This is a genomic window from Nocardioides lijunqiniae (assembly GCF_015024225.1).
Taxonomy (GTDB): Bacteria; Actinomycetota; Actinomycetes; order Propionibacteriales; family Nocardioidaceae; genus Nocardioides; species Nocardioides lijunqiniae.
In genome coordinates, this window is record NZ_JACJGM010000001.1 from 194,553 (window position 1) to 211,766 (window position 17,214).

11 protein-coding genes are annotated in these 17,214 nt (G+C 74.0%); 8 read left to right on the forward strand and 3 right to left on the reverse strand.

All coding sequences use genetic code 11. From position 1 onward, the window contains the following. Positions 1 to 6: 6 nt before the first annotated feature. Positions 7 to 1,608, reverse strand: coding sequence for a glycosyltransferase family 4 protein (locus IRQ30_RS00935; protein ID WP_193611195.1), 1,602 nt, complete (start codon positions 1,606 to 1,608; stop codon positions 7 to 9). A 120-nt stretch (positions 1,609 to 1,728) separates the two neighbouring features. Between IRQ30_RS00935 and IRQ30_RS00940 the strand changes: the two genes are divergently transcribed. The 6 genes from IRQ30_RS00940 (at position 1,729) to IRQ30_RS00965 (ending at position 9,773) form a co-directional block, all read left to right on the forward strand. Next, entirely contained in the window at positions 1,729 to 3,027 is a 1,299-nt protein-coding gene (locus IRQ30_RS00940) for a glycosyltransferase family protein (protein ID WP_227463347.1), read from the forward strand. Continuing rightward, positions 3,024 to 5,132: a glycosyltransferase family protein gene (locus IRQ30_RS00945; protein WP_193611196.1), complete on the forward strand. Its 2,109-nt coding sequence runs from the start codon at positions 3,024 to 3,026 to the stop codon at positions 5,130 to 5,132. The genes IRQ30_RS00940 and IRQ30_RS00945 overlap by 4 nt, the downstream gene beginning before the upstream one ends. After that, a complete protein-coding gene (locus IRQ30_RS00950) occupies positions 5,129 to 6,238 on the forward strand; it encodes an acyltransferase family protein (protein ID WP_193611197.1) in 1,110 nt (369 codons plus the stop codon). The genes IRQ30_RS00945 and IRQ30_RS00950 overlap by 4 nt, the downstream gene beginning before the upstream one ends. A gap of 99 nt (positions 6,239 to 6,337) precedes the next feature. Next, entirely contained in the window at positions 6,338 to 7,456 is a 1,119-nt protein-coding gene (locus tag IRQ30_RS00955; RefSeq protein ID WP_193611198.1) for a DegT/DnrJ/EryC1/StrS family aminotransferase, read from the forward strand. Then, positions 7,453 to 8,463, forward strand: coding sequence for a Gfo/Idh/MocA family protein (locus IRQ30_RS00960; RefSeq protein WP_193611199.1), 1,011 nt, complete (start codon positions 7,453 to 7,455; stop codon positions 8,461 to 8,463). Before IRQ30_RS00955 ends, IRQ30_RS00960 begins: the two co-directional genes overlap by 4 nt. A gap of 26 nt (positions 8,464 to 8,489) precedes the next feature. Beyond that, positions 8,490 to 9,773, forward strand: coding sequence for a nucleotide sugar dehydrogenase (locus IRQ30_RS00965; RefSeq protein ID WP_193611200.1), 1,284 nt, complete (start codon positions 8,490 to 8,492; stop codon positions 9,771 to 9,773). Positions 9,774 to 9,785: 12 nt separating this feature from the next. On the opposite strand, the gene IRQ30_RS00970 is transcribed toward IRQ30_RS00965, so the two are convergent. Further along, entirely contained in the window at positions 9,786 to 10,376 is a 591-nt protein-coding gene (locus IRQ30_RS00970; RefSeq protein ID WP_193611201.1) for a DapH/DapD/GlmU-related protein, read from the reverse strand. Positions 10,377 to 10,468: 92 nt separating this feature from the next. Here IRQ30_RS00970 and IRQ30_RS00975 point away from each other — a divergent pair, with 92 nt between their 5' ends. Next, the gene (locus IRQ30_RS00975; protein WP_193611202.1) at positions 10,469 to 11,998 is read left to right on the forward strand and encodes a glycosyltransferase family 2 protein; all 1,530 of its coding nucleotides are present in this window, start codon (positions 10,469 to 10,471) and stop codon (positions 11,996 to 11,998) included. A gap of 59 nt (positions 11,999 to 12,057) precedes the next feature. After that, on the forward strand, positions 12,058 to 15,642 hold the full coding sequence (locus IRQ30_RS00980) for a CDP-glycerol glycerophosphotransferase family protein (RefSeq protein ID WP_193611203.1): 3,585 nt from the start codon (positions 12,058 to 12,060) through the stop codon (positions 15,640 to 15,642). A gap of 12 nt (positions 15,643 to 15,654) precedes the next feature. Here the strand turns inward: IRQ30_RS00980 and IRQ30_RS00985 are convergent, their stop codons facing one another. After that, complete coding sequence (locus IRQ30_RS00985) at positions 15,655 to 17,079, reverse strand: SDR family NAD(P)-dependent oxidoreductase (RefSeq protein WP_338087667.1); 1,425 nt, start codon at positions 17,077 to 17,079, stop codon at positions 15,655 to 15,657. Between the last annotated feature and the right edge of the window lie 135 nt (positions 17,080 to 17,214).

Below are 17,214 nucleotides of genomic sequence, written 5' to 3' on the forward strand. Positions count from 1 at the left end.
GGCCGCTCACGGACGCGGGGCAGGCTGTCGGGCCCGACCCAGGGCCCGGTGGTAGGCCTCGTCGAGGATCACCGACTGCCCCTCCCACGTCCACTCCGCCAGCGGTGCCGGGCCGTCGTACGCCGCCCGGTAGCGCGCGGGATCGGCGAGGACGGCCCGCAGGGCGCGGACCAGGTCGGGCACGTCGCCGGCGCGGAAGACCTCACCCTGTCCGGTCTCGCGGACCTGCCGCGACATGGCGCGCACGTCGCTCACCACGATCGGGAGCCGGGCGTGGCTGTACTCGAAGAACTTGGTGATGAGCGCGATCTCGTGGTTGGGGAAGTGCTCGATCGGGATCAGCCCGACGTCGGCGGCCGACAGGTAGGTCACGACGTCGTCGGGGGAGACGTAGGGCAGGAGGTGGAGCCGGTCGGCCACGCCGAGCTCCTCGGCGCGCTGCACCACCTCGAGGACCGGCTCGGACTCCGGGACGGCGGTGACGATCGCGAAGCGGACCCCGGGCAGCTCGGGCAGCGCCTCGACCACCGTGCGGAGGCCGCGCTGCCGGGACGGGGAGCCGGCGTAGACGAGGAGGCTCGTCGCGTCGTCGGCGCCGACCAGCGCCCGCATGTCCGGCACCGGGTCGCCGTCGCGGGACGGCTGGGGCAGCAGGGGGCAGTTGAGGACGACCGTGGGCGGGCGCGGCAGGCGGTGTCGCTGCTGGAGCAGCTGGCCCAGCTCCTCGGAGACGGTGACGACCTCGTCGGCGTAGGCGGAGTACTCGCGCTCGTGCGCCATCTGGGCGGGGTGCCAGCGGGGGTGGTTGCTCCAGGGACGTGCCCCGGGCAGGTACTCGTGCGCGTCCCAGACCAGCGCCACCGGCCGGTCCCGGAGGGCGGCGCGCAGCTTGGCGCGCGCGCCGACGCCGAGCATGCGGAAGTCGTTGGCGTGGATGAGGTCCGGATCGAGCGCGTCGACGACCGGGCCGTAGGCGGCCTCCCAGTCCCACAGGTGGGGGTCGAGCCGTCGCCACGAGCGCTGCCCGAGGAGGCGCGTCCACAGCCAGGTGGTCAGCCGGTCGACGGGGGACGCCATGGCGCGCCGCTTCTGGCGCACCGACGTGGTCGCCGCCACCCGGAGGGCGACCCACCGTGAGAGCAGCCCGTTGCGGACCCGACGGGGCTGCACCCCCAGGCGGGCCAGCCGGCGGGCCGCCGACCCGAGGTCGGGCTCCCGCAGCCGCGCCGAGCCGGTGCGGGCCTCCGCGTCGAGCCGGCGCCGCTCCACGCCGAGCTCGTACTGCTGGAGCTCGCGGGCGGAGCCGAAGGCGAGCGGGTTGCGCCAGCGCGGGTCACGCGCCTCGTGGCGCCGACGGTGCGTCGGGACCTCCAGCAGCAGCACGCGGGCGCCGCCGAGCATCCAGGCGTCCTGGGGCTCGCCGCGCGGCGCCAGGCCGAGGACCTGCACGTCCCACCCCTTGTCGGCCATCGACACCGCCTGCTTCTGCACGCGGGAGTCCCGGCGGACGTCGTTGTCGACGAGGATCACCACCCGCGGACCGCGCGGGCCGCCGTCGTCCGGGGTCACGCCGTCGCCGAGGGCGGGCGACTCCTGTGACGTCGTCATGGCGCGGCTCCCATCGATGTCTCGTGGTGCCGGATCGTCCCGGCAGCGAGCCGTACACTACCGAGACCGAGGCGCCGTCCAGACCGTTGAAGGGGCTCTGTGAGTCGATCCACTCGTAGGTTGCTCTTCCTGGCGTTCGGCTTCCCTCCCGCACTCAAGAGCTCGACGTACCGCCTGCGCGCCATGGGCAACGGATTCGCGGCTGCGGGATGGGACGTGACCGTGGTCAACGCCGCCCGCCCGCTGTGGGAGGACGAGTTCGGGCTGGACGAGAGCCTGCTCGAGGGCGTGGACCCGGCCATCCGCGTCGTGGAGCTGCCGCTGCGCCGGGCCGACCTCGAGACCGACATCCGCGCCTTCAGCGAGGAGCGCGCCCTGCACCCGGGCAGGTGGCTGCGCCAGTGGCGCGAGCAGAACCTCGAGAGCTTCCCCGAGCCGACGTTCGGCGGGTGGCGCGACGAGCTCGAGGCCGCGGTCCTCGCCCTGCACGACGAGACCCCCTTCGACCTCGTGGTCGTGAGCTGCGTGCCGTACGTGCTGCTCGCCCCGGCGCTGCGGCTGCACGAGGAGCGCGGCGTCCCCTTCGCCGTCGACTTCCGTGACGGCTGGACCGTCGACGTCATCAACGGCGGCACCGCCGTCGAGGACGACTCCCCGGAGGCCGCGTGGGAGCGTCGGGCCCTCGAGGCGGCCGTCTCGCTGTGGGTCGTCAACGACCCGATCGCCGAGCACTACCGCACCCGCTACCCCGAGCTCGCCGCGAAGGTGCGCGTCGTGCGCAACGGCTTCGACCGCGACAGCGTCCCGGACCGGCCGCCGGCCACCGCCACGACCCCGCTGACCTTCGGCTACGTCGGCACCATCAACTTCAAGCCCGACTTCGTGCGCGCCGTCCTCGACTCGTGGCGCACCGCGCGCGAGGTCTCGCCCCTGCTGCGCGACGCGCGGTGGGAGTGGCGCGGCAACCTCGGCGCCGGGGCGAGCCGTGGGTCCTCCACGGTCCTCGAGCTGGTGCTGGACGCGGAGGACGACGGCGTCGTCTACGGCGGCCCGGTGCCCAAGAACGAGCTGCTCGACCTCTACCGGCGCTGGGACGCGCTGACGTTCATGGTCATCGGCGGCGCCTACATGACCTCGGGCAAGGTCTACGAGTACATGGCGACCGGGCTGCCGATCCTGTCGGTGCACGAGGTGGAGCACGACGCCTCCACCCTCCTCGGCGGCTACCCGCTGTGGTCCGGCGTCGGCGACGTGGACCCCGACTTCCTCGTGGAGGCCTGGATCCGCACCGCCGAGCTCGCGGTCGGCAGCAGCGATGAGGACCGTGCCGCCGCGCGCGCCTACGCCGACACCTACGAGCGGGTGGGCACCATCGCCGCCGCGGTGCAGGCGCTCACCGAGGGGCTGGAGGTCCGATGACCCGCGTCCTGCTCCTGTCGTCCAAGCGCCGCAGCACCCGGCTCTACGCCGAGGCCGTGGAGGAGCTCCGGGCGCTGGGCGCCGAGGTCCGCCTCGTCACCCTGTCGCGCACGGTGCCCTCGGACGTCGGCCTCGAGGACGTGCGCAGCCTGTGGTCCGCGAGCGAGGGCTTCGAGCCGGAGTTCTGGCGGGGCACGGCCTTCGCCGCCCCGGCGCGGCGGATGTGGACCTACGTCAAGCACGACGAGTGGACGCTGGCGCGGGCCCGCGAGGCCGACATGCTCGTGGCCGTCGACCCGGCGGCGGTCTACGCCGTGTGGGAGCTGGCGTCGGCCGACCCGTCGGTCCTCGCCCGCTCCGGTGTCTACGCCGCCGTCCGCGCCCTCCGGGAGAGCAGTGCGACGGACGCGCCGGCCCCACGCCCGCTCGCCGCGCGCGCCCAGGAGCCCGCCCAGGAGCCGGCCCCGGTGGCCGTGACGGCAACGGAGCAGCCGCGCAGTGGCCTGCTCTCGCGGCTTCGCGGTGCCCTGCGGCCGTCCCGGGCGGAGCCGGAGGCCGCACCCGCCGCCGCCCCACCGGACCCCGCGGCCCGGGCGCGGCGGGAGTCGTCGCGCGTCGTCGCGCTCCTGGAGGCCGGTCAGCACGCCGAGGCGGTCGCCCTCCTCGACGAGCTCGGCCCCACGTTCAAGAACCGGCGCGCCCGCGCCGACCTCCACGGCCGGGTGGCCGGCTTCGAGCTGGCCGCGGGGCGCACGCCGGCACGCCTGGTCGAGGCGGTCCGGGCCGAGCTCGGCTACGCCGACGCCCTGTGGGAGGGCGGACGGACCAAGCCCGCCGTCGCCTCCTACCTGCAGGCGGTGCGCCTGCTCTTCTACCCCGGGGTCCACTTCGACTCGCTGACCTCGCCGCTCAGCGCCGACCCCGAGGGCTACTCCCAGGTCCTGGCGGGGAGCGAGGTCCACCGCCGGCTGACCGCCCCGCGCGGCCGGCTGCGCCCGGCGGCACCGCTCCCCGAGGACCGGCCGGCCCGGGTGCTGGTGGTCGTCAACGGCAACACCAACTTCGTGACCGAGTTCGCGGCGCGACTGCACGCCGAGCGCGGGGCCGAGGTCCGCTACCTCACGCCCGAGGACCTCGGCGGCGCGGCGTCGTACGTCCGCGAGGGCCTGCCCCGCCTGCTGCACTCGCTCGCCACCGACGAGCTGGTCCGGGAGGAGGCCGAGGAGCTGCTGCGCCCGCACCTCGACTGGGCCGACGTCGTGCTCGCCGAGTGGTGCACCTCGATGGCGCTGTTCCTCAGCCTGGTCGACCCCGGGGACGCCAGGGTCGTCGTGCGCCTGCACAGCTTCGAGGGGTGGACCAACTGGCCGCACCTGCTCGACGTCAGCCGCGTCGACGAGGTCGTCTACGTCGGCGAGCACCTGCGCGAGCTCGTCCAGGCGGTCGTCCCCCGGCTGGGTCCCGACGAGGGGCCGCGCACCTCGGTCGCCAACAACGTCGTCGACCTCCGACGCTTCGCCCTGCCCAAGCACGGCGACGTGCGCCACACGCTCGCGATGGTCGGCTACGCCGGCGTGGCCAAGGACGTGCGCTGGACGATGGAGCTGGTCCGTCGCCTGCGCGCCCACGACGAGCGCTACCGGCTCCTGCTCTTCGGCGAGGACCTGCCCGAGACGGGCACGGCGATCTACCGCGAGTACGAGCGGGCCTACCGCACGGAGCTCGCGGAGCTCGAGGCCGCGGGCGCGGTCGAGCGACGCGGCCGCACCCTGGACGTGCCGGAGGCGCTGCGCGAGGTCGGCGTCATCGTCAGCTCCTCGGTGCGGGAGAGCGAGCACCTCGCGGTCAAGGAGGGCGCGGCCGGCGGCGCGGTCGCCGTCGTGCGCGACTGGCCGTTCTTCGCGGGCCGGCAGGGCGGCGCCCGGACGACGTACCCGGAGTCCTGGGTGGTGGCGAGCCTCGAGGAGGCCGTCGACCGGGTGCTCGCCGTCACCGGCGACGCCGACGTCTGGTCCCGGGAGTCGTCGGCCGCCTCGGCGACGGCGCTGGGCTCGTGGGACGCCGACGTGACCGCGCCCCACCTCGCACGGCTGCTGCTCGGGTGAGCGCCTCGCACCGGGCGTCCGGCACCGACGAGCAGGCCGCGGTGGCCGCCACCACGACCGGCAGGCGCTTCGAGCTCGACGTCCTGCGGATCCTGGCGATCCTCGGCGTGGTCGCCATCCACGTCTTCGGCCTCATCCTCGGACGCCCCGACCTGCGCGGCACGCCCACCTGGACCTTCGCGGTCGTCCTGGACCTGGGGGCTCGCTGGTCGGTGCCGTTCTTCGTCCTGGCCAGCGGGCTCCTGGTGCTGGCGCCGCGCGCGCACGCCGCCGGACCGGCCGCCTTCTACCGCAAGCGGGTGACCCGGCTGCTCCCCGCGCTGGTGGTCTGGCACGCGGTCTACCTGCTGGTGGTGCGGTTCTGGATGCAGGGCGAGGAGCCCCGGACCGACTTCGTGATCGTCAACTTCATCGACGGCAAGGTCTTCACCGCCCTCTACTTCCTCTGGCTGATCCTCGGCCTCTACGCCGTCGCGCCCGTGCTGGCGGCCTTCCTCTCCGCCGGCGGCCAGCGGCGCGCCGCGACCGCCGCCGCCGTCGCGCTCGTGTGGTGCGGCACCGTGACCGCCCTGCCGGCGATCACCTCGCTGCTGGGCGAGCCGCGTCCGTGGTCGCAGGGGGCGCTGACCTGGTGGCTCGCCTTCGCCGGGCTCTTCCTGGCCGGCTACGCGTGGGGGACCGCGCGGCCGGAGTCGACCAGGTGGCGGTGGACCGCGCCGCTCGGTCTCCTGCTGATGGCCGAGGCCGTCTGGCAGTTCTCCGTGACGCCGGACCACCGCTGGCTGCAGGCGGCCCTGCCGCCGACGTACACCGGACTGGGCGTCGCCGTCGGGTCGGTCTGCCTCTTCGTGGCGGGCGTCGACCTGCTCGCGCGGCTCCGTCCCTCCGACGCGGTCCGGCGGGTCACGGGTGCCCTGTCCGACGCCACCTTCGGGGTGTTCCTGGTCCACCTGCTCGTCGTCGCCGTGCTGCGCCAGGTCTGGCCCGAGTGGTACGCCAGTCCCGCCCCGGTCGACAAGACCGAGATGTACGTCGTGGTCGTGGTGGCGGCCTTCGCCATCAGCATGCTGGCCCGACAGGTCCCGGGTCTGCGACGGGTGTTCTGAGCGGCCGTCGCGGGTGCGCCGACGCCTGATACCCCTATTTTGGACTCGCTCCACCGACCTGCGAGCATGGCCGCGCCCACCACGACTCAGGAGGCCTGCATGACCGGCTCTCAGCCCAGCCCGATCCCCGCCGCCAAGCCCGTCATCGACGAGGTCGACATCGAGGCCGCGGTCCGTGTGCTGCGCAGCGGCATGGTGGTGCAGGGCCCCGAGGTGAAGGCCTTCGAGGAGGAGTTCGCCCCGCTGGCCGGCGCCCAGCACTGCGTGGCCGTCAACTCGGGCACCTCCGCGCTGCACCTGTCCCTCCTGGCGCTGGGCCTCGGCCCCGGCGACGAGGTCATCGTGCCGTCGTTCTCCTTCGCCGCGACCGCCAACGCCGTGCGCCTGGTCGGTGCGGAGCCGGTGTTCGCCGACATCGAGCGCGACTCCTTCAACGTCGACCCGGCGGCCGTCGAGGCCCTGGTCGGCCCCCGCACCGCCGCGATCATGCCGGTGCACCTCTACGGCCTGCCCGCCGACATGACCGCGCTGGTGGCCCTGGCCGAGAAGCACGGCCTCGCCATCGTCGAGGACGCCGCGCAGGCGCACGGCGCCGCGATCGGCGACCGCGCCGTCGGCGCGTGGGGCAAGTCGGGCTGCTTCAGCTTCTACCCCACCAAGAACATGCACTCGCTCGAGGGCGGCATGATCTCCACCGACGACGCCGAGCTCGCCCGGATGCTGCGCCTGCTGCGCAACCAGGGCATGGAGCAGCGCTACGCCAACGAGGTCGTCGGCACCAACACCCGCATGACCGACGTCGCCGCCGCGATCGGCCGCACGCAGCTCGCCCGCCTCGAGGGCTGGACCGAGCAGCGCCGCGACAACGCCGAGGTGCTCGACGCCGGCGTGGGCAGCATCGACGGGGTCACCGTCCCGCCCGTGCCGGCCGACTACCGCCACGTCTACCACCAGTACACGATCCGGGTCGCCGAGGACCGCGACGGCGTCTCCGAGCGCCTGCGCGAGCTCGGCATCGGCAACGCGGTCTACTACCCGACGCCGATCCACCGCCTGACGCCGTTCCTCAAGGACGGCGCCCCGGACCCGCGCTGGGAGCTCCCGGAGACCGAGCGGGCCGCCCTCGAGGCGCTCTCGCTGCCGGTGCACCCGTCGCTGGCCAAGGACGACCTCGACCGCATCGTCGAGGGCGTCGCCTCCGCCGTGGGTGCCGCATGAGCACGGCGTCGCTGCGGGCCGGCGTCATCGGCCTGGGCGCCATGGGCCGCAACCACGCCCGCGTCCTGAGCACGCTCGAGGGCGTCGAGCTCGTCGGCTGCTCGGACCCGCTGGTCACCGACCAGCGCGTCAGCCACGGCAGCCCGATCCACACCACCGTCGAGGACCTCGTCGCCGCGGGCCTCGACTACGCCGTGGTGGCCTGCCCGACCGCGCTGCACGAGGAGGTCGGCCTCTACCTCGCCGAGAACGGCGTGGCGGCGCTCATCGAGAAGCCTCTGGCCCACTCCGACGAGGGCGCCCACCGCCTCGTCGAGGCGTTCGAGTCGCGGGGCCTCGTCGCCGGCGTCGGCCACATCGAGCGCTACAACCCCTCGCTGCAGAACCTCCGCGAGCGTCTCTCCGCCGGAGACCTCGGTGAGATCTACCAGGTCGTCACGCGTCGCCAGGGCCCGTTCCCGGCCCGCATCGCCGACGTCGGCGTGGTCAAGGACCTCGCGACCCACGACATCGACCTCACCGCCTGGGTGACCGGTCGTGCGTACCTCTCGGTCTCCGCGCGCACCTCGCGCCGCAGCGGTCGCGAGCACGAGGACATGGTCGCGGTGGTGGCCGAGCTCGAGCAGGACGCGATCGCCAACCACCTGGTCAACTGGCTGAGCCCCCTCAAGGAGCGCTCGACGGTCGTCACGGGGGAGAAGGGCTGCTTCGTGGCCGACACCCTCACCGCCGACCTGACGTTCTACGCCAACGGCGCCATCACCTCCGAGTGGGAGACGATGCGCAACTTCCGCGGCGTCAGCGAGGGCGACATGACCCGCTTCGCCATCTCGCGCCGCGAGCCGCTGCTCGTCGAGCACGAGCGCTTCCGCGACGCCGTGCTGGGCGTCGGGGACGACATCGTCACCGTTCGCCAGGGCATGCGTACCGTCGAGGTCTCCTCCGCCGTGCTCCGCTCGGCCCAGGAAGGCACCACCGTCTCGGTCAGCTCCGCCCTCCCCGCCTGATCCCTCTCCGAAGGACATCTCGTCACATGGACATCTGCGTCGTCGCTCTCGGCAAGATCGGGCTGCCCCTGGCGGTCCAGTTCGCGAGCATGGGGCACCGCGTCGTCGGCGCCGACGTCAACGCCGCCGTCGTCGACCTGGTCAACCGGGGCGAGGAGCCCTTCCCCGGGGAGGCCCACCTCGGCGAGAAGCTGCGCGAGGCGGTCGACGCCGGCCTGCTGAGCGCCACGACCGACACGGCCGACGCGGTCTCGCGCAGCGAGGCCGTCGTGCTCGTGGTGCCGCTGTTCGTCGACGCCGAGAGCAAGCCGGACTTCGGCTGGATGGACGCCGCCACCCGCGACGTGGCCCGCGGCCTCAAGCCCGGGACGCTCGTGAGCTACGAGACCACGCTGCCGGTCGGCACCACCCGCACCCGCTGGGCGCCGATGCTGGAGGAGGGCTCCGGCCTGAAGGCCGGCACCGACTTCCACCTCGTCTTCAGCCCCGAGCGCGTGCTCACCGGCCGGGTCTTCGCCGACCTGCGCCGCTACCCCAAGCTGGTCGGCGGCGTCGACGAGGCGTCGACCCGCCGCGGCGTGGAGTTCTACGAGGCGACGCTGACGTTCGACGACCGGGACGACCTGCCCCGGGCCAACGGCGTGTGGGACCTCGGCTCCGCCGAGGCCGCCGAGCTCGCCAAGCTGGCCGAGACGACGTACCGCGACGTCAACATCGGCCTGGCCAACCAGTTCGCCCGCTACGCCGACACGATCGACGTCGACGTCAACCTGGTCATCGACGCCTGCAACTCCCAGCCCTACAGCCACATCCACCGCCCCGGCATCGCCGTCGGCGGGCACTGCATCCCGGTCTACCCGCGGCTGTACCTGTGGAACGACCCCGAGGCCACCGTCGTGCGAGCCGCCCGCGAGGCCAACGCCGGCATGCCCCACTACTCCGTCGACCTGCTGGCCGCCGCCCACGGCGACCTCGCCGGCGCCGCCGTGCTCGTGCTCGGCGCCGCCTACCGCGGCGGCGTGAAGGAGACGGCGTTCTCCGGCGTCTTCCCGCTGGTCGAGGAGCTGCGCTCGCGCGGCGCCACGGCGTACGTCTCGGACCCGATGTACACCGCCGACGAGCTGGAGGCCCTCGGGCTCACCCCGCACCGCGGCGAGGACGTCGTGGCCGCGGTGGTGCAGGCCGACCACGAGGAGTACCGCACGCTAGCGCCCGCCGACCTCCCCGGCGTCGGGGTCCTGGTCGACGGTCGCCGCATCACCGACGCCGCCGCCTGGGCGGGCCACCGCCGCGTGGTCATCGGCGGCTGAGCGCCCTCGGGCTCAGCGCTCGGTGAGGACGCCGTCGGCCTCGTCGTAGAGGGCGTCGGTCCGGGGGCAGCGCCACGCGCCCTCGCCGTCCTCGACCAGGCGCACGCCGGCGCGACCCACCCAGCCGATCCGGCGGGCGGGGACCCCGACGACGAGCGCGAACGCCGGCACGTCGCGGGTGACGACGGCGCCGGCGGCGACGAGCGACCAGCGCCCGACGCGCACGGGGGCCACGCACACGGACCGGGCGCCGAGCGAGGCGCCCTCCTCGACGACGACGCCGACGGGCTCCCAGTCGGCACCCCGCTTGAGGTTGCCCTCCGGGTCGACCGACCGCGGGTACTCGTCGTTGGTGAGCACGGCGGCCGGGCCCACGAAGACGCCGTCGCCGAGCTCGGCCGGCTCGTAGACGAGCGCGTAGTTCTGCAGCTTCACGTGGTCGCCGATGACGACGCCGCTGCCGACGTAGGCGCCACGGCCGACGATGCAGCCGGCGCCGAGGCGCGCGCCCTCGCGCACCTGGGCGAGCTCCCAGACGGTGGTGCCGTCGCCGAGCTCGGCGCGGGGGTCGACCTGGGCGGTGTCCTTCACGGTGCTCGTCACGTCGCTGCCTCTCCTGGGGTGGTGGGTCGGCGCCAGCGTAGACCCGTAGAATCGCGGGCCGGACGGCAACTCCGTGACGGCGAAGGGCGACGATGACTCAGGTGGACGTGACGGTCGTCGTCCCGGTCTTCGACACGATGCCCTATCTCACCGCGACGCTCGACTCGCTCGTCTCCCAGAGCATCGGTGCCTCCCGGATGCACGTGGTCGCCGTCGACGACGGCTCGACCGACGGCAGCGGCGAGGAGCTGGAGCGCTACGCCGCCGCCCACCCGGGGCTGCTCACCGTCGTCCACCAGGCCAACTCCGGGGGTCCGGCCGGGCCCTGCAACGTCGGGCTGGACCTGGCCCGGGGGCGCTACGTCTTCTTCCTCGGCTCCGACGACTACCTCGGCGAGGAGGCCCTCGAGCGGATGGTCGACCGCGCCGACGAGTGGGGCTCCGACGTGCTCTGCGGACGGATGATCGGCGTCAACGACCGCTACGTCAGCCAGAGGCTCTACCGCGAGGACGCCGAGGACGTGCCGTTCCCCGGGGACCTCCTGCCCTACGCGCTCTCCAACACCAAGCTCTTCCGCCGCGCGCTGCTCGAGGAGCACGGCATCCGCTACGCGCTGGACCTGCGGGTGGGCAGCGACCAGCCGTTCACCGTCGAGGCGATGCACCACGCCGGTCGGATCTCGGTGCTGGCCGACTACACCTGCTACTACGCGGTGCGGCGCACCGATGCCCGCAACATCAGCTACGCCTCCACCTGGCGCGCGCGTCTCGAGGACATCGGGGCGGTGATGGAGCACATCGCCGACCTGGTCCCGCCGGGGGAGGAGCGCGACGGCATCCTGGTCCGCCACTTCGACAGCGAGCTGGCCAAGCTGCTCGAGCGCGACCACCCCCTGCTCCCGGAGAGCGAGCGGGCCGAGCTGCGCGCGGGGCTGCGCGACCTGATGGACCGCTACTACACCGATCGCATCGAGGCCCGCCTGCGGCCGCTGTACCGCCTGAGCTACCGCGCCGTGCGCGACGACCGGTCCGAGACCATCGACGACGTCAACGCCACCGACGCCGACGAGGTCCCGCTCGTCCTCGACGGCGACCACGTGTCCTACCACCTGCCCGAGCGCCTCGCCTCCCAGCCGCCCGAGGTCTACCGCCTGCCGCCGGGCCACGCCCGCCGGATGATCTTCGCCGCCTCCTCGCCCGGCGAGGTGACGTGGGAGGACGACTGCCTGCACCTGCGGGTCCCCACCCGGCTGGACCCGCGCAGCGCCCCGCACGTGCGCGCCGCCCTCATCGCGGCGACCGGCCGCGAGGGGCGCCCCGCCCTCCGCCGCGACCGGCGGGCGGCCTCGGACAAGCCCTCGCGGCGGGTGGCCATCGCCGACGACGGCACGCTGACGTGGTCGGGTGACGTGCTCGAGGAGCTCGGCGACCGCACCCAGGCCCTGTGGGAGCTGCGCCTGCAGCTCGACGTCGGCGAGCACACCTACGCCGTCCCGGTCATCGCCGACCCGCTGCCTCCCCAGCACCTTCGCCGCGGTGGCATCGGCCGGCGCCGGCACTACACGGTCGAGGTCTTCGTCGACAGCGAGTCGCGGCTGCTGGTCTCCTGCGAGAAGCAGTGACCGCGCCCCACCCGTCGAGCGGGGCCACGACCGCCCGCTCCGAGCGAAGGAGAGGCTGAGTGCGCGCGCGCCAGCGAGTCACCGACACCGCACGACGGGTCGCGAAGATGACCCCCCGCGGCGTCCGCGGACCCCTGGGCCGGGCCAGCCACCGCTTCCGCTCCGAGTACGCCGGTCCGCGCGTCACGGTCGTCCTGGCCGTGAGCGACGCGGACACCACCAGGATCGGCCCCTGCCTCGACAGCCTGCGCGCCTCGGTGCACCGCAACCTCGAGGTGCGGGTGCAGCCCTGGGGCCCGGCCACCGAGGTGCGACGGATCGCCCGCGAGCACGCTGACGCCGACTGGCGCATCGTGCTCTCGCGACACACCGCGTCCGACGTCGCCGAGGCACGTCACACCGGAGCTCGCGCCGCCCGCGGCGCCTACCTCCTCTTCGTGGCCGGCGGCGACACCGTCCTGCCCTACGGCGTCGGCCGGCTCGTCAACGCCCTCGAGCGGTCCGGGTCGGACCTCGCGGTCGGCCGGATGCAGCCGCCCTTCGCCCCCGGAGCGCGCGTCGACTCGCCGTTCGGCGCCGCCCACGAGGTCACCCAGCTCCACACGGACCTCGCCACCAACCCGGTCGCCGTCACGGATCTGGGAGTGGGCAACCGGATGTTCCGCCAGTCCTTCTGGCGCCGCTCCGGCCTGGTCTTCACCTCGGAGCGACCGAGCGGGGAGGACGTGGCGCTCGCCTCCTACGTCCGCGCCGCCACCTTCGACCTGCTCGCCGACGAGACCTACGTGCCGGCCAACCGTCGCGACGGGGTGAGCGTCGGCTCCATGCCGGACGTCCTCGCCCGGCTCGACGCCTGGCTGCTCGACCACGAGCGCACGTGGGCCGAGCTCAACCGGCTCGCCCACCCCGACGTGCGGGCCTGGTGGCTGTGGGGCGTGCTCGACACCGCCGTCCAGCCGTTCATCGACGACGCCGAGCGCGCCGACGACGACCAGTGGCGCCACCTGCGCGACCACGTCGAGCTGCTCCTGGACGCGGCGGGCGAGTCCACGTGGGCCTCGCTGCGCGCCGAGTCCCGCGTCAAGCTCTGGCTGCTGCGCCACGACCGTCGGGCCGAGCTGGAGGAGATGGTGGTCTCCCGCCTCTTCGAGCGCGACAGCCGGCCCACCTCGGTCGTCGACGGGACCGTCGTCGCGGACCTGCCGTTCCGCCACGACCCCGAGGTCGGGGTGCCGGACGACTGCTACGTCATGACCGAGGCCGAGACGCCGCTCGTGGTCGACCTGCGCGGCGTGCGCTGGACGGCGCCGGACCGTCTCGAGCTCGAGCTGCTGTCGTACGTCGACCACGTCGGCCTGCCCGAGCCGCCCGAGGTCTCCGTCGACCTCGTGCGTCCCGGGGGCGGGCGCCTGGCGCTCGCCGTGCGCCAGTACCTCGACCCCGGCGCCAACCAGACCGAGCGCCGCAGCTACCAGGACGTCAGCCACGGCGCGCTGGTCGCGGAGGTGGACGCCGCGGCCCTGGCCGAGGAGTCGCGGGCATCCCTCGCCGACGGCCGGTCCGAGGTGCCGTGGCACCTGGAGGTCCGCCTCGTCACCCAGGGGCTCACCCGCGCCGGCACCATCACGAGGGTCGACGACCGCGGGTCCGCCGCGCTGGTCACCTCCGAGCACCTCGCGCCGCGCCTGCAGGGCGACCTGAGGGTCGGGCTGGTCCGCAAGGGCGCCCTGGGAGTCACCGTCGAGGTCCGCGCCGTGCCCGGTCCGCGGCTCGTGGAGGCCAGCGTCACCGGTCGCCGGGTCCGCGGAGCCGTGCGGCCCGGGCCGCAGGAGCTGCGCACGCTGCGGGTGCAGATGGGCAGCATCGTGGGCCGCGCGCCGCTCACCCGTGACGGCGACCTGCTCCGCTTCGACCTCAAGGTGCCCGAGCCCTGGGCGGGCCGGGCGCACGTCCGCTGGGACGTCGCCGCGCTCACCGACGGCAGCGAGGAGCTCGCGGTCGCCTGGACCGACGAGGGCCCCTGGCTCGGCGACGGCGACGTCGTGCTGGCCCGCTCGGCCACCGGCGACGTCGAGGTGCTCGAGACCGAGGGCGCCCTGGTCGTGGAGCGGCTCGACCTCCGCGACGGGTGCCTCGACGTCGTGGGTCACTGGCTGGGCACGCCCGCGGCCTCCGCCCGGCTCGCGCTCGTCGGGGCCGGCGCCCACCAGGTCGCCGACCTCGTGGCCGACCGTCCGGCCGACGGCACGACGCAGGGCCGGGTGCGGGCCGAGGTGTCGCTGCTCGCCGACCCCTGGGGCCTCGGGCCGCGGCCCCTGGCGGGCGGGCGCTACCAGCTCGAGCTGCGCGGTGCGGGCAGGTCCGCCCGGGTGCTGCTGGGCGGCGAGCTCATCGACCGGCTCCTGAGCTTCACCGTGGCCCACGGCTACCGGTTCCGGCCGGCCCGCAACGGCACCGAGGTCGCCGTGCAGCTGCTCCCGGCGCTGCAGGACGACGAGCGCGGCCCGTTCGCGCAGGCCTCGATGCAGCGCTGGGCCCGCGAGACCGACGCGCCGGTCGACCACGACCTGGTCTACCTGCAGTCCTACAGCGGCGCCTCGGCCACCGACAGCCAGCTGGCGATCTTCCACGAGCTGCGCCGCCGGCACCCGCACCTGCGGGTCCGCTGGGGCGTCGCCGACGCCTCCTCCTGGGTGCCCGACGGCGCCGAGCCCGTGCTGCTGGGCTCGCGCGAGTGGTACGAGGTGCTGGCGACCGCCGGCAGCCTGTGCCTCAACATCGACTTCGACCGGTGGTTCGCCAAGCGGCCGGAGCAGCGGGTGCTGCAGACCTTCCACGGCTACCCCGCGAAGTCCATGGGCATCCGCATGTGGGAGGCGAAGGGCTACACGCCGCGCCGGGTCGGCCTGGAGCTCGACCGGACCTCGCGCGACTGGGACCTCATCCTCACCCCGACCCCGGAGATGGACGAGCACTACCGGCGCGAGTACCGCTACGACGGCGAGATCCACAGCGCGGGCTACCCGCGCGACGACGCGCTCGTGGCCCCCGGCCGCGACGACGTCCGGGCCGCCACCCGCGCCCGCCTCGGGATCTCCCCGGAGCAGACCGCCGTGCTCTACGCGCCGACGTGGCGCGACGACCTGGCCACCAACTGGCGCCGGGCCGAGCTCGTGGCGCACCTCGACGTCGAGGCCGCCAGCCGGCGCCTGGGCGCCGACTACGTGATCCTGATGCGCGGGCACCGCTTCCACCAGCGTCCCGAGCCGCGCGACGCCGGGTCTGCCCGGATGGTCGACGTCTCCGGCCATCCCGAGATCAACGACCTGATCCTGGCCTCCGACGCCGCGGTCCTCGACTACTCCTCGCTGCGCTTCGACTTCGCGCTGACGGGGCGGCCGATGATCTTCCTGGTGCCGGACCTGGCGACGTACTCCGGCGGTGTGCGCGGCTTCCTCTACCCGTTCGAGGACTCCGCCCCCGGGCCCCTGGTCGACACCGCCGACGAGGTCATCACCTGGCTGCGCCGCCTGCCCGAGCTGCAGCGCGAGTACGCCGCCCAGCAGGAGCTGTTCCACCGGACCTACAACTACCTCCAGGACGGCCTCAGCGCCGAGCGCGTCGTCCGCGCCTTCTGGGGCTAGCGGGTCCGGGGACTACTCCTCGGCGTCGTCGTCGTACGCCGTCTGGTGCAGGGCGACCGCGATCGGGTCCTCGCGGCGCAGGTCGATGACGTGGCCGGTGCCGCTGGCGAGCAGCGTGTCCAGCGAGGCACGGGCGACCACGGAGGACTCCAGCAGGCTGCCGGCCGGCTCCTCGCCGAACGCCTTGGTGCGCATCGGGGTGCCGGTGCGCTCGGGGTTGACGCAGTTGACCCGGACGTGGTCGGCGGCCCACTCGTCGGCGAGGGCCTGGGTCAGGTTGACCGTGGCGGCCTTCGCGGAGGAGTAGAGGCTGTAGCCGCTGCGCCCGCGCGTGTAGGAGCTGGACGTGAACAGCAGCAGGCTGCCGCGCGTCTCGCGCAGCAGCGGGAAGAACTCCTGGGCGATGAGGATCGGAGCGATGTAGTTGATCTCGGTCGCGGCCCAGATCGTCTCGTCGCTGGTCTCCATCAGGCTGCCGCGCGGCAGGACCCCGGCGGTGTTGACCACGAAGTCGACCCGCCCGTGCTCCGCCACGACCTCGCGCGCCGCCTTCGCCACGTCCTCGCGGCGCTCCACGTGGGTGCCGGTCGAGGAGCGGCTGAACGTCACGACCTGCGCGCCCAGCTCGCGGGCCAGGGTGGCCAGGTCGGCGCCGATGCCGTAGCTGCCGCCGAACACGACCATCACCTTCCCGGCGAGCGCCTCGCGGTAGGCCTCCGGCTCGCGGGTCGGGGGCAGATCGGACTGCGTGAGCTGGAAGAGCTTGTCGGCGAGGTAGAGGTCGATCGGCTCGGTGACCTTCATGTTGCGCTCGTCGCCGGGCACCACCGAGATGGGGACGTCGGGCCGGTAGCGCAGGACCACCGTGCAGTCGTCGGTCGCCTCGAAGTTCGGGTCCAGCGCGGCCCGCGCGTAGGCGTCCTTGAGCACCGACGCCCGGAAGGCCTGCGGGGTCTGCCCGCGCCGCAGCGCCGCGCGTGGCGGGATGTCCTTGATCGTGTCGTCGGGACCGACCTCGATGATCGTGTCGGCCGACGGGATCGCGACGTCGACGGCGTCGTAGCGCTCGAGCGCCTCGAAGCAGTCGCTGATGATGCGCGGGCTCAGCAGAGGCCGCACGGCGTCGTGCAGCAGGACGCGGCAGTCGTCCTCGCCCAGCGCGTCCAGCGCGCGGCGCGTCGTCTCGTTGCGGGTCTCGGCCCCCTCCAGGACGGCGGTGACCTTCTCGTAGCCGCCCGAGCGCACCATCGCGTGGACGGCGTCGAGGTGGCCCGGGGTCATCAGGACCAGCACCTCGTCGACGTCCTCGTGCGCGTCCAGGATCGCGAGCGTGTGCTCCATGATCGGTCGCCCGGCGATCTTGATCAGCTGCTTGGGGACGTCGAGCCCGACGCGGACGCCGACCCCGCCCGCCAGCAGCACGGCCACGTTCTTCACGAGCGGATCACTGGTGCCCTTCGGTGTTCGGCCAGGGGATGAGGCGCGTCGAGACTACAACGGCGCCCGGGTTGCGGTCGGATCGGCCGCGGGCACCGGGATAGGGTCGGGGCGCCCCGAGAACGTCGTCGGGTG

Excerpts from the sequence above, each read along its gene's own strand:
- IRQ30_RS00975 (WP_193611202.1), top strand. The coding sequence starts at position 10,469 with ATGACTCAGGTGGACGTGACGGTCGTCGTCCCGGTCTTCGACACGATG.
- IRQ30_RS00935 (WP_193611195.1), bottom strand. The coding sequence starts at position 1,608 with ATGACGACGTCACAGGAGTCGCCCGCCCTCGGCGACGGCGTGACCCCG.
- IRQ30_RS00945 (WP_193611196.1), top strand. The coding sequence starts at position 3,024 with ATGACCCGCGTCCTGCTCCTGTCGTCCAAGCGCCGCAGCACCCGGCTC.
- IRQ30_RS00960 (WP_193611199.1), top strand. The coding sequence starts at position 7,453 with ATGAGCACGGCGTCGCTGCGGGCCGGCGTCATCGGCCTGGGCGCCATG.
- IRQ30_RS00965 (WP_193611200.1), top strand. The coding sequence starts at position 8,490 with ATGGACATCTGCGTCGTCGCTCTCGGCAAGATCGGGCTGCCCCTGGCG.
- IRQ30_RS00955 (WP_193611198.1), top strand. The coding sequence starts at position 6,338 with ATGACCGGCTCTCAGCCCAGCCCGATCCCCGCCGCCAAGCCCGTCATC.